General features: G+C 37.8%; 7 protein-coding genes. All 7 read left to right on the top strand.

Translation table 11 applies throughout. The features are described from left to right. The first annotated feature begins 281 nt into the window (after positions 1-281). The 7 genes from RMO03_RS10720 (at position 282) to RMO03_RS10690 (ending at position 13,419) form a co-directional block, all read left to right on the top strand. Positions 282-3,416 carry a glycosidase gene (locus tag RMO03_RS10720; RefSeq protein ID WP_309642099.1) on the top strand — a complete coding sequence of 1,045 codons (3,135 nt, stop codon included), beginning with the start codon at positions 282-284 and terminating at the stop codon, positions 3,414-3,416. Between the two features lie 11 nt (positions 3,417-3,427). Continuing rightward, positions 3,428-4,828, top strand: a complete 1,401-nt coding sequence (locus RMO03_RS10715) for an Ig-like domain-containing protein (RefSeq protein WP_309642098.1) — start codon at positions 3,428-3,430, stop codon at positions 4,826-4,828. A gap of 28 nt (positions 4,829-4,856) precedes the next feature. Next, complete coding sequence (locus RMO03_RS10710) at positions 4,857-5,690, top strand: glycoside hydrolase family 16 protein (RefSeq protein ID WP_309642097.1); 834 nt, start codon at positions 4,857-4,859, stop codon at positions 5,688-5,690. 35 nt (positions 5,691-5,725) lie between these two features. Beyond that, on the top strand, positions 5,726-9,202 hold the full coding sequence (locus tag RMO03_RS10705) for a hypothetical protein (protein ID WP_309642096.1): 3,477 nt from the start codon (positions 5,726-5,728) through the stop codon (positions 9,200-9,202). 50 nt (positions 9,203-9,252) lie between these two features. Further along, positions 9,253-10,446 (top strand): glycosyl hydrolase family 17 protein, encoded by a 1,194-nt coding sequence (locus RMO03_RS10700; RefSeq protein WP_309642095.1) that lies wholly within the window; start codon positions 9,253-9,255, stop codon positions 10,444-10,446. Between the two features lie 107 nt (positions 10,447-10,553). Then, complete coding sequence (locus RMO03_RS10695; protein WP_309642094.1) at positions 10,554-11,963, top strand: glycoside hydrolase family 30 protein; 1,410 nt, start codon at positions 10,554-10,556, stop codon at positions 11,961-11,963. Positions 11,964-11,973: 10 nt separating this feature from the next. Further along, a complete protein-coding gene (locus RMO03_RS10690; RefSeq protein ID WP_309642093.1) occupies positions 11,974-13,419 on the top strand; it encodes an MFS transporter in 1,446 nt (481 codons plus the stop codon). Positions 13,420-13,426: the final 7 nt, after the last annotated feature.

Raw genomic sequence — 13,426 nt, 5'->3', positions numbered from 1 at the left:
CGCACATGCGCAATCACATACAATGCTGCTGAATTATTGATATCACTATTGTTTTTTTAGCATTTCTTATTTTATACCGTTTTGTATAGTTTCTATAATCCAGCATTTGTTTTTTGAAAAACATAAAAAATGTAAGTTTATAAATCGTTAAAATTTACAATAGATTTTTATCAATACAGAAAAAAAACCCTTAATAAATTCATTATAAATAATCGATATCCTTTATAATGCTAATTTTTTATTAATCGAATTTGTTATCCACGAACTAAATAATGATACCCATGAGAAAAATTATTTTTTTACTAACCATGATGCTTTTTTCAACATCTGTTTTTTCACAAGACAACAAAGTGGTTGTGGTGAACAATAGCGATGGCATGAAACTTAAAGTTGATGGTAAAGATTTTATAGTCAATGGAATGAATTGGGATTATTTCCCCATCGGCACCAATTATTCGTTCAGTCTTTGGAAGCAACCTGACGCATTTATTCAGCAAGCTTTGGATGATGAAATGGGATTGCTCAAAAATATGGGCGTCAATACCATTCGTGTCTATGCCGGGATGCCCAAAAAATGGATTGAGTATGTCTACAACAATTATGGAATTTATACGATGCTGAACCATTCTTTTGGACGCTATGGTTTAACGTTAGACGGTGTTTGGACACCCAATACTGAATATTCCGATGCTAAAACACGAGCGCTTTTATTGCAAGAAGTAAAACAAATGACATCTGATTATAAAGACACCAAAGGGCTGTTGTTGTTTTTATTAGGAAACGAAAATAATTATGGTTTGTTCTGGGACGGTGCCGAAACAGAAAATATTCCTGTGAAAGACAGAAAATCGACGGCTCGAGCGCATTCGTTGTACAAATTATTCAACGAAGCAGCTGTGGCTATGAAGTCGATTGATTCAAATCATCCAGTGGCGATTTGTAATGGTGATTTACTGTTCTTAGATCTTATCGCTACGGAATGTAAAGATGTTGATATCCTTGGTGCCAATGTCTATCGAGGTGTTTCTTTTGGCGATGTGTTTGAACGTGTAAAGAAAGAATACGGGAAACCGGTGTTGTTTACAGAGTTTGGCGCGGATGCTTACAACGTTTTAAGTAATCAAGAAGATCAAAATTCACAAGCATTTTACCTTAAAGGAAATTGGAAAGAAATTTATGAAAATGCAGCAGGTCTAGGAAAAGCTGGAAACTCTTTAGGTGGTTTTACATTTCAATTCAGTGACGGTTGGTGGAAATATGCGCAAACTAAAAATTTAGACGTTCATGACAACAACGCTTCTTGGTCAAATGGTGGCTATCAAAAAGACTACACCGAAGGCGAAAATAATATGAACGAAGAATGGTTCGGAATCTGCGCCAAAGGAGCCACCAACGAAAAAGGATCTTATCAATTGTATCCTCGCGCAGCTTATTATGTTTTGAAAGATGTACATCAATTGAATCCTTATGAAGCGGGTACTACTTTAGCCAGCATCAATAGTCACTTTGATAAAGCCCAAATTATAGATGCCACTTTAAGAGCAAGAGGTGATAAAGCTGCTCTCGAAGCCAACAACGGAGGTAAAATTAGATTCAGCAGGTTGTCTGCAGAGTTTACCACTTTTAATACTGGCGGATCATTAATCACAACTCCAGATGATGCCTCAGCCACTACAACACAATATCCAAACAAATTAGGTTTTGATCACATGGAATCCTATTATATTGGAGTTGAAGCAAATCCTTCGGCCAACACTAGTGCTAATGTAGAATTCAACGTTATAGGCAATGTAGCTGAAAATCCAATAGATCAAATTTTCTATGAAAATCGCGGCAGACCAGTAACGGTAAACAGCGATGATGGTAATGTAAAATTAGAATCAATCAATAGAGTTCAGATTTATAAAGCCAGTTATCACTGGAACCAAGAATATTTTAACCTAGATGGTTTTTACAGAACCGGCCATTATCATTGGGGTTACGAAGGGGATTTCTTCGGATTATACCCTGAAGCCAACTACGGATCTCAGATAGACATCTATAACGGAATGGCTCCTTCCGGTTTTGAAATGGAAGGAAAAAAATTGTTTAGCGGTTTGAAATTGGCTTTCGGTCCACAACTTTGGTGGGGCGCCAATCCAGCATTATTGCTTAAATATTCTAAAAGCGTAGGTAAATTTAATTTCACCACTGTTTTCCACGAAGATATCGATCAACAAGGAGCTACTGAAAGTTCGTTTGCCATTCCACAACCTAAAACCAGAAGATTAACGCTTCATATGAATAGAAAATTTGGAAAATTTGGAGTTGATCTAGGCGGAATATGGGCAGGTCAACCTTTAAATGGCAGAGAGTATCAAGTTTCTAGAGGCGAGGAAGGCAGTGAAGAAGTGTATAAAAATAAAATTGAAGCCAAAGACAATTGGGGAGGAAAAGTAAAACTAACCTACACCGGAGGAAAATTCAATTGGTACGGACAAGCAGCTGCTATGGGATTAGTAGCCAATGGTGGAGCCGATCTTACGAAAACATTCACAGGATGGCGTTTGAAAGATAGTGGTAGTGGAAACCAATACAACTTCCTAAGCGGAATTGCATACAACGTTGGAAAATTTCAAATTGCGCCTAATTTCTTATGGCAGAAACCTTTAGAAGGGCCTATGAGTACAACCGTGCCAGCACCCGGAAGACCTAGAAATATTCTAGAAGATCCATTTGTGGTAAGAGGTAACAGAGAACAAGTAGCAGGCGAATTATTAATAACCTACGACCCAACCCCAGGCACTTGGATGTACGATTGGGATAATGACAGAACTGAAGATTCAAAATTTGCAGTAAGCGCCGGTTTTGTGTTCCGTCATTTGCCTACTTCACAAGATGCCGCTATCGGAATCTTTCCTGACGGAAGAACCACTTTCGCTTTTCCTGGAGCTGCTCCAGCCAAAGATTTGTGGGAAGCCAATGCTAGAATAGTATCAAAAATCAATGGAGATTTTGGCATTATCGCCAATTTCTACGGTGGTGATGCTCAAGGAAACGGAAGCGATGCAAGAACCATTAGCCGATATGGAATGGATTTGCGAATGATTTACAACAAAGTCAAACTAAACTCCTTCGTAAAAATAAATGACTGGGGACCGTATGATTACCATCGTGATTTCAACCTAACGTTCCCGTTGCAACTAATGACCGACCTTTCTACTGAAGTAGGGAAACCCGATTGGTTTTTACTACCAGGAACCAGAATTGGTATCCGTGGTACTTGGCGTGCATTAGATAAATATTCCCCGCGATACAATCCTACTCAAATCTTAGATGCTACCGGAAATTGGGTGCCAAATCCTAATGCTATCGGATTCCCTGATGGCAGTGAATGGGAAATCAGAACTTATATTCAAATCAATATTGGAAATTAAAAAAAAATATTATGAAATCAAATAATACGATTCGTTGGGCAAAACACCTATCCTTATGGATTATTGCACTGACCTTTTTAGGATGTGAAAACGACCCTAAAGATTTTCAAGAAGCAACTTATTCTACAAACCCTGAAGTTTTTATCGATGGTTTTAGTTCCGGTCTAAACTACGCTGCCTTTAGCAATACTGTTACAATGGCTTTTCAAGTAGATCACGATGTTACTTATAATAACTCTAGTTCATCAATGCGTATTGACGTGCCTAACGTAAATGACCCAGATGGTGCATATGCTGGTGGCGCTTTTTTCACGAGCGTTGGAAGAGATTTGTCAGGATATGATGCCTTGACTTTCTGGGCAAAAAGTTCAAAAGCGGCTTCTTTAGATGTGATTGGATTTGGAATTGATTTGGGAGCAAACAAATACCAAACATCAATTACAGGAACCAGCTTGACGACCGCTTGGAAAAAATATATTATTCCAATACCCGATGCTTCCAAACTAAAAATAGAAAAAGGCATGCTGTATTTTTCAGAAGGACCCGAAAATGGCGAAGGCTATACTTTTTATATTGATGAAGTGAAGTTTGAAAAACTAGGAACCATAGCGCACGGTCAAGCCTCTATTTTAGGCGGTATTAACAAAATTGAAACTTCTTTTAACGGTGTTCAATCTAATGTTAGTGGACTCACAACAACATTCAATTTACCGAATGGAATCAACCAATCTGTTTCCATTAGTACTGCTTATTTAGAATTTGCATCTTCCAATCCGACGGTGGCTACCGTCAATGAATTGGGCGTTGTAACTACACTAGCTACCGGTTCAGCTGTAATTACAGCAACGCTTGGAGGGCAACTGGCTACAGGTTCTCTAACATTAAATTCTTTAGGTAATTTCACCAAGGCACCAATTCCAACAAGAAATCCTTCGAATGTGATTTCGATTTTTAGCGAAACGTACTCGAATGTTCCGGTTGATTATTATAATGGATATTATGCGCCTTATCAAACCACACAATCGGCAGATTTTACTGTGAATGGCGATAATGTTTTGAACTATACCAACTTTAATTTTGTTGGAATTCAATTCAGTGCTCCAACGATTAATGCTACCTCAATGACGCATTTGCATATAGATTTATATTTTCCAAATACGGTACCTACGGGAGCAACTTTCAAATTCGAAGTCATTGATTGGGGTGCAGACGCAGCTTATGGTGGCGGTAATGATGTAACCGGAACCAGAACTTATACCGCGCCAACATTGGTTTCTCAAAATTGGGTTAGTTTGGATATTCCATTGACAAGTTTAGCGGGTTTAACCAACAAAGCGCATTTGGGACAGATTATTTTGTCGGGAACGAATATTACTAACTTTTATGCGGACAATATTTATTTCTATAATTAATGTATGGCTTAATTTAAAACAATGACCGATGAAAAAAATAGTAATGAAAAATAGTATGTTCTTGGCATTAATGCTTGTCACTATAATAGGATGTAACTCTGATGACAAAACACAACAGCTCGACAACCGCAATTGGCAATTGTCATGGAGCGACGAATTTGATGGCAGTATAGGCCAATTGCCCGATGCCACCAAATGGGGCTTTGATCTTGGTACGGGAAGTAATGGCTGGGGAAATCAAGAATTGCAAAATTATACCAACCGCGCAGAAAATGTATCGATGGACGGCAATGGCAATTTAGTAATCACAGCAAAAAAAGAAAGCCTAGGAGGTTCTCAATATACTTCGGCTAGAATCAAAACGCAAAACTTGTTTTCGCAAACCTATGGCCGTTTTGAAGCGCGTCTAAAAACACCTTACGGTCAAGGTTTATGGCCTGCTTTCTGGATGCTAGGTGCTAATAACGAAACCGTCACTTGGCCGCAATGTGGCGAAATTGATATCATGGAATTGCGTGGACAGAAGCCGAGTATTATCAATGGATCACTTCATGGTCCAGGATATTCAGGCGGCAACGCCATTACAAGCAGCTATGCACTAAGAAACGATCGCTTCGATGTGGATTATCACATTTTTGCTATTGAATGGAATGCCGATACCATCGATTATTTTGTAGATGGTTTCCTATACCAACGCATCGAAAGAAGTGATTTGCCAGGCGAATGGGTGTATGATCATCCGTTTTATATGATTTTGAATGTTGCCGTTGGCGGGAATTATCTGGGAAATCCAACAACTCAAACGCCTTTTCCTCAAAAAATGATTATCGATTATGTGCGGGTTTACAATGAAGTAAACTAATAAAACTGACAAAACATTCTACTAAAAGCTACGTGATGAATACAACCCCAAAGGCATCCATTGATAACGAATTGGAAACAATTGATAAACCTATAACTATGGAAACGATAGTGCTAGAAGGGGAACAATATTATAAAATCGCCAATTGTGATGCCATGCGCCCATTTTTTATGAGCATCGTAAGCGATTCGAATCATTGGTTATTCATTTCGAGCAATGGTGGCTTGACGGCCGGAAGAAAGAATGCCGATTTTGCACTTTTCCCTTATTATACGGATGATAAAATCACCGAGTTTGCCGATATTACGGGTAGCAAATCTATTTTTAAAATCCATAAGGATAATCAAACGTATCTTTGGGAACCTTTTTCAGATCGATTCAATGAACAATACAATTTAAGTAGCAATCTCTATAAAAATAGCTGTGGCAATACCATCATTTTTGAAGAAATTCACCACGATCTGGGATTGACTTTCCGCTACCAATGGAGTACCAGTAATAATTTCGGCTTCATTAAAAAATCTGAAATCATCAACCATTCCGATCAAGATTATAGGATTACGCTTTTAGATGGAATCCAAAATATTATGCCGCAAGGTGTTGGTAGCGATTTGCAAAATAGTACTAGCAATTTAGTTGATGCTTATAAAAGAAATGAACTTCATTCAGAAAGTGGCTTGGGAATTTTCGCATTGAGTGCTATTATCGTCGACAAAGCCGAACCTAGCGAAGCATTAAAAGCCAACATCGCTTGGTCAATAGGGTTAGAAAACCCAACGTATTTGTTATCATCAATGCAACTTCCGGCTTTTAGAAAACAACAAAAATTACAGAGTGAAACCGATGTCAAAGGCGAAAAAGGCGCTTATTTTGTCTCCACCGATTTGTTATTAGTAAAAAACACTTCCAAAAGTTGGAAAATCATAGCGAATGTCAATCAAGATCAGTCGCAAGTCATCCAGCTTTGTGATGCAATTGTCAATGATAGTTCATTAGAAAATCAATTATTAGAAGATATTGCATTGGGCAAACAAAATCTAATCTCGCTCAATGCTGCAGCTGACGGATTGCAATATACAGCTGACAAACGCAAAGATACGCGCCATTTTTCGAACGTATTATTCAATATGATGCGCGGTGGCATTTTCGATCACAATTATCAAATCGAAAAAAAGGATTTTTTAGCATACCTCTTGCGATCGAACAAAATAGTTTTTGAAAACAATGGTGCTTTTTTAAATAACTTGCCTGAAACTTTCAATTATTTCGATGTTGAACAATTAGTTGCACAACACGCAGATGCAGATTTAATTCGTCTTGCTACAGAATATTTACCACTCAAATTTAGTCGAAGACACGGTGATCCGAGTCGACCATGGAATAAGTTTTCAATCAATACAAGAAGCGAAATTGACGGTTCCAAAATATTAGATTACGAAGGCAATTGGCGCGATATTTTTCAGAATTGGGAAGCCTTAGCTTATGCCTATCCGCAGTTTATTGATGGCATGATTCATAAGTTTCTGAACGCTTCCACTTTTGATGGTTACAATCCGTATCGCGTGACCAAAGACGGTTTTGATTGGGAAACCATAGAGCACGATAATCCATGGTCATACATTGGTTATTGGGGCGATCATCAGATTATTTATTTATTGAAATTTTTAGAATTTATAGAAAAATACCAACCGGGAAAATTGCACACTTATTTTGAAAAAGAGTGTTTCGTATATGCTGCAGTGCCTTATACCATCAAAACGTATCAAGAAATACTGCTAAATCCAAAGGATACGATTGCTTACCACTATGATTTGGAGAAAAAAGTCAATCAGCAAAAAGCGATAATTGGTGCAGATGGAGCTTTATTAATGAGCGATAACAATGTGATTTATCACGTCAATTTTATCGAGAAAATACTCGCTACGGTTTTGGCAAAAATGTCGAATTTCATCCCAGAAGGCGGTATTTGGATGAATACCCAGCGACCGGAATGGAATGATGCAAACAATGCATTAGTAGGCAATGGTGTTTCGATGGTGACGTTGTATTATTTGCATCGCTTTTTGAAATTTTTCCAAAGTTTATTAGATACTTCAACCACCAAAAATATTAAGATTTCGAACGAGATGGTCGAGTTTTATCATACCATTAGAGAAAATCTTCTGGCTTTTAAACCCTTATTAAATGCTTCCATCAACAACCAAGATCGAAAAAAAGTAATGGATGCTTTAGGGCAATCGGCTTCAGATTACCGCGACCATGTGTATCAAAGCGGATTTTGGGGTAAAAAACGCACCGTTTCTATGGAAGGCCTTAAAATATTCACGCAAGTGAGCTTAGATTTTATTGAACATTCGATCAATGCCAATCAAAGAGAAGATAACTTGTATCATGCTTATAATCTGATGTCTGTGCAGCCGGATGGCGTTTCGATTTCGCACTTACCCGAAATGTTAGAAGGGCAAGTGGCAGTGTTGAGTTCGGGTTTTTTATACGGAAAACAAGCCGTCAGAATTTTAGAAGCGTTGCGAAATAGCACTTTATACCGACCAGACCAAAACAGTTATATTTTATATCCCAACAAAGCACTTCCTAAGTTTTTAGAGAAAAATACGATTCCAGATTCTAGAGTAGCAGAATCCGTTTTACTGCTGAAATTACTGCAATATCACAACACGCAAATCATCAATCAAGACATCAAAGGCGGTTATCATTTCAATGGTAATTTTCACAATGCCAATGATTTAAAAGCTGCTTTGATTCAACTTGGAAATCAACTAGAATACAAAGAATTGGTGGCCAAAGAAACGGATCTTGTTTTACAAATTTTCGAATCGGTTTTCAATCACAAAGCCTTTACCGGAAGATCCGGAACTTTCTTTGCTTTTGAAGGTTTGGGTTCTATTTATTGGCACATGGTTTCTAAACTGCATTTGGCGGTACAGGAAGTGACGTTGAAAGCCATCAATGACCGAGACGATTCCGCAGTCATTTCAACATTAATACATCATTATCAAGAAATTGGTGAAGGGATTGGCATTCACAAATCGCCAGCTGTTTATGGTGCTTTTCCTACGTATCCTTATTCACATACACCGTTGCATCGCGGGGCACAACAACCCGGAATGACTGGGCAAGTGAAAGAAGATATTCTCACTAGAATTGGCGAATTGGGTGTAAAAGTGAATCAAGGAAAATTGGGCTTCGAGCCTACAATTCTAAGTAAAAAAGAGTTTTTGTGTCAAGATCAAGAAGCCACTTTTGTATTGTTAGATGGAACCGAAAAATCAATGCAATTGGAAAAAAATAGTTTGGCATTTACCACTTGTCAAGTGCCGGTAATTTATAAAATGGCACCATCAAATCAAATAGAATTACAGTATAGCAATGGAACTAAAGAAGCCTTTAAGACCTTAGTGTTAGATCCTGAAAAAAGTAAAAAAATATTCCTTCGAAGCGGCGAAATTTCATCCATAATCGTGAGTTTGACAGCAGATAATTTAAGAGAATGAATAAAGTAATATACATCGTATTACTTCTATTTATTTCATGTAATAAAAATATGAATAGCACTATATCTAGCGCAATGACAGCAGAAAAAATACTTGGAAACGCAAAGTATCAAGCCATTTGCTATGGTGGATACAGAACAAAAACCCGAGAAAACGAACCCACCATTGCCGAGTTAAAAGAAGACATGAAGCTATTGTCTGCCATCAATATTAAAGTGATTCGGACGTATAATGTGCACCATCAGGAAGCTTCGAATTTGCTCCAAGCTATTAGCGAATTGAAAAAGGATGATGATCATTTTGAAATGTATGTAATGCTGGGCGTTTGGATTGATTGTAAAAACGCGTGGACTACATTGGAACCGAATCACAACGAAGAAAGCGAACGCAATGCTGTTGAAATTGATCAAGCCGTTAGATTAGCCAATCAATATCGCGATATCGTTAAAATAATGGCCGTAGGAAATGAAGCCATGGTCAAATGGGCCACGAGTTATTATGTGCAACCCGCTGTGATTTTGAAATGGGTCAATCATTTGCAGCATTTAAAAAAACAAGAAAAATTGTCGAAAGATTTGTGGATTACCAGTTCTGATAATTTCGCTTCTTGGGGTGGTGGTGATGCGGAATATCATACCGAAGATTTGAATCGATTGATCAAAGCGGTCGATTACATTTCTATGCACACCTATCCGATGCATGATACACATTACCATCCGGTGTTTTGGGGTACTAAACCGCAAGAAGAACACTTTTCTGAAAAAGAAAAAATTGATGCAGCAATGCTTCGCGCTAGAGATTATGCGGTTTCGCAGTATAAAAGTGTGGTTGGTTATATGAAGTCGATTGGCGTTAACAAACCCGTTCATATAGGTGAAACAGGATGGGCAACAATGTCTAATGAACTCTATGGCGATGCAGGTTCGAAAGCTACAGATGAATACAAGTCAGCGCAATTCTACAACTTAATGCGCGATTGGACGAACAAAGCTGGAATCAGTTGTTTCTATTTTGAAGCTTTCGATGAAAATTGGAAAGATAGCACGAATCCACTAGGTTCTGAAAACCATTTTGGATTAATCAACCTGCAATCGGAAGCCAAATATGCGCTTTGGAATGAGGTGGATGCGGGTCGTTTTAAAGGGTTAACACGCAGCGGAAAACCCATTACAAAAACTTATCAAGGCAATGAGAAAGCATTGTGGATGGATGTTAAAACACCATCAGAATTAGTAACAAAGTAGTCGTGATGGAACAATGTAAATGTATAATAGTTCACTTCAAATTTTCGATAATCCTCTTTATCATAGGATTTTCATTGCATGGCTGTAAAGCAAATAAAGATCTAACAATGGACGTATATGAAACTTCTGCCAATGGCCATTCATTAAAGAAAATAACAACATTTATTAACCATGAAAATCCTGTGGTTATTACTTTAAATCCGGAGGAGCAATTTCAAACCATCACCGGATTTGGCGGTTCGTTTACAGAATCGAGTGCCTATTTATTAAATCAATTAAGTAAAAAGAATCGCAAAAAAGTATTAGACGCTTATTTTAGTGAAGAAGGGGCCAATTATTCGCTGACCAGAACGCATATTGGTTCTTGTGATTTTTCTTTAAAACACTATGCGTACGCAATGGTTGATGGCGATAAAAATCTGGATCATTTTTCTATAGAAGAAGATAAAGAAGATATTATTCCAATGATTTTAGAAGCCAAATCGATTTCAAAAGACGGCTTTAAAATCATCGCTTCCCCATGGACTGCTCCGCCTTGGATGAAAGACAACAAAAGTTGGATCGGCGGAAAATTACTACCGGAATATAACGATACTTGGGCTTTGTATTATGCGAAGTATATCGATGCTTATAAAAAGGAAGGTATTGATATCTGGGGACTAACCGTAATCAACGAACCGCATGGCAACGGCAACAACTGGGAAAGCATGCTTTTTTCTCCTAAAGAAATGACTGATTTTGTTCAAAATCACTTGGGCCCAACATTAGAATCCCATGGGAAATCGAATGTAAAAATTTTAGGATACGATCAAAACAGAGCGGGTCTACAAGAATGGGTTGATGCGATGTTTGAAAATGAAAAATCATCAAAATATTTTGCAGGAACAGCCATTCATTGGTATGAAAGCACCTATGATTACTTCCCGGATGCCTTACAATATGCACACAAAAAAGCACCGAATAAATATTTAATCCAAACCGAAGCTTGCGTTGATTCTGAAATTCCACATTGGAATGATGATGCTTGGTATTGGAAAAAGGAAGCCACCGATTGGGGTTGGGACTGGGCCAGTGAAAAGGATAAACATTTGCATCCGAAATACGCACCGGTTAATCGTTATGCCTCGGATATTATTGGTTGTTTGAACAATTGGGTAGACGGTTGGGTCGATTGGAATATGGTGTTAGACCGACAAGGCGGCCCCAATTGGTTTAAAAACTGGTGCACGGCTCCTGTAATTGTTGACACAGAAAAAGATGAGGTTTATTTTACACCTTTATTTTATACGATGGCTCATTTCAGCAAATTTATGCGACCTGGGGCTGTAAAAATTGGGTGCACAATAGATCATAAAGACTTGATGGCCACTGCGGTGAAAAATCCAAATGGAGATATTGCTTTAGTGATTTTTAATCCTACTGATACAATGCAAACACTCGAAATCAATAGTAACCATCAGAAAAAAAATATTTCCATTAGTGCAAAAGCATTGCAAACTGTGGTGATTCAACCTTAAAAAAAATATTATGTCAGAGTTACAATCCACCAACACAACACCAAAATTAGCAAGGGATAAAGTTCCTTTTGGACAAAAGGCTGCCTTTGGAGCTGGACATCTAGTAAACAATTTATTTCCGGGAGCTTTAGGTGTTTTTTCATTCTTTTTACTTACTGCTTTTGGCATGGATCCTTTTCTTGCTGGAATATTAGGTGGTTTACCTCGAATATATGATGCGATTATCGATCCCATTATTGGACATCTTTCTGATAATACCGTATCGAGATGGGGAAGAAGAAGACCTTTTATTTTTGTGGGTGCTATTTTGAGTGGTATATTTTTCATCATTTTGTGGCAACTTGATCCCAATGATACCCAAACCTATAATTTTTGGTATTTTCTAATTTTTTCTCTGGTTTTCTTGACTGGGAATGCTTTGTTTGCAACGCCTCTAATAGGATTAGGATATGAAATGACCTCCGATTATCAAGAACGAACCCGATTGATGGGATTTTCTCAAACCATAGGACAAATTGCATGGATGATTGTGCCTTGGTTTTGGGTGGTGATTGCCGATCCAACGATGTTTAAAACACAAGCTGAGGGTGTGCATAAATTATCTGTAATTGTAGGGGCTATTTGTATGATTTTAGGAATATTACCGGCCCTTTTTTGTAAAGAAATGGATCAAACCAATTTGGAAAATAGAAGTAATAAAAACAAAAATATTTTTAGTGAACTTCTGAGTCTTTTCAAAAGTATCGGTGTGATTTCTAAGAATAAATCTTTCATGAAATTGTGTGCAGCGACTTTTCTGGTTTTCAACGGATTTCAAATGGTCGCTTCTTTTAGTTACTTCATTATTGTGTTTTATTTATTCAAAGGCGATTACGGATTGGCCGGAACTTGGCCGGCATGGTTCTCTACGATTAGTGCTGTGTTTACAGCATTTTTAATCATTCCGATAGTCACAATGCTTTCTAGCAAATTTGGTAAAAAGAACGCCTTTATTATTTCTACTGTGTTATCAATTATTGGATATGGATTGAAATGGTGGGGTTTTAATCCCGGAAATCCTTGGTTAATGTTACTTCCTGTGCCTTTTATAGCCTTCGGATTAGGAGGACTTTTTACCTTAATGATGAGCATGACAGCCGATGTATGTGACCTTGATGAATTGGAAAACGGTATGCCCAGAAAAGAAGGCACTTTTGGAGCCATCTATTGGTGGATGGTAAAATTAGGACAAGGAATTGCCTTGGTTTTAGCAGGCTGGGTACTAGAAGTCATTGGCTTTGATGCTAGTAAAGCTATTCAGAGTACTGAAACTATAACCAACCTCAGGCTTTTCGATATTTTTATACCAATTATTACTGCAGCCATTGCTATATGGGTGATGTGGGATTACAACTTATCCGAAGAAAAAGCCAAAGAAATAAAAGCCGAATTAGTAGCCAGAAGAGGCGAATTATAACATTAAA

Source organism: Flavobacterium sp. (assembly GCF_031411595.1).
Taxonomy (GTDB): Bacteria; Bacteroidota; Bacteroidia; order Flavobacteriales; family Flavobacteriaceae; genus Flavobacterium.
The sequence above is the reverse complement of the archived record's forward strand: the minus strand, read 5'-3'. Positions and strand labels throughout refer to the sequence as shown.

Coding starts and splice junctions, on each gene's coding strand:
- RMO03_RS10705 (WP_309642096.1), top strand. CDS start 5,726: ATGAATACAACCCCAAAGGCATCCATTGATAACGAATTGGAAACAATT.
- RMO03_RS10695 (WP_309642094.1), top strand. CDS start 10,554: ATGGACGTATATGAAACTTCTGCCAATGGCCATTCATTAAAGAAAATA.
- RMO03_RS10710 (WP_309642097.1), top strand. CDS start 4,857: ATGAAAAAAATAGTAATGAAAAATAGTATGTTCTTGGCATTAATGCTT.
- RMO03_RS10720 (WP_309642099.1), top strand. CDS start 282: ATGAGAAAAATTATTTTTTTACTAACCATGATGCTTTTTTCAACATCT.
- RMO03_RS10690 (WP_309642093.1), top strand. CDS start 11,974: ATGTCAGAGTTACAATCCACCAACACAACACCAAAATTAGCAAGGGAT.
- RMO03_RS10700 (WP_309642095.1), top strand. CDS start 9,253: ATGAATAGCACTATATCTAGCGCAATGACAGCAGAAAAAATACTTGGA.
- RMO03_RS10715 (WP_309642098.1), top strand. CDS start 3,428: ATGAAATCAAATAATACGATTCGTTGGGCAAAACACCTATCCTTATGG.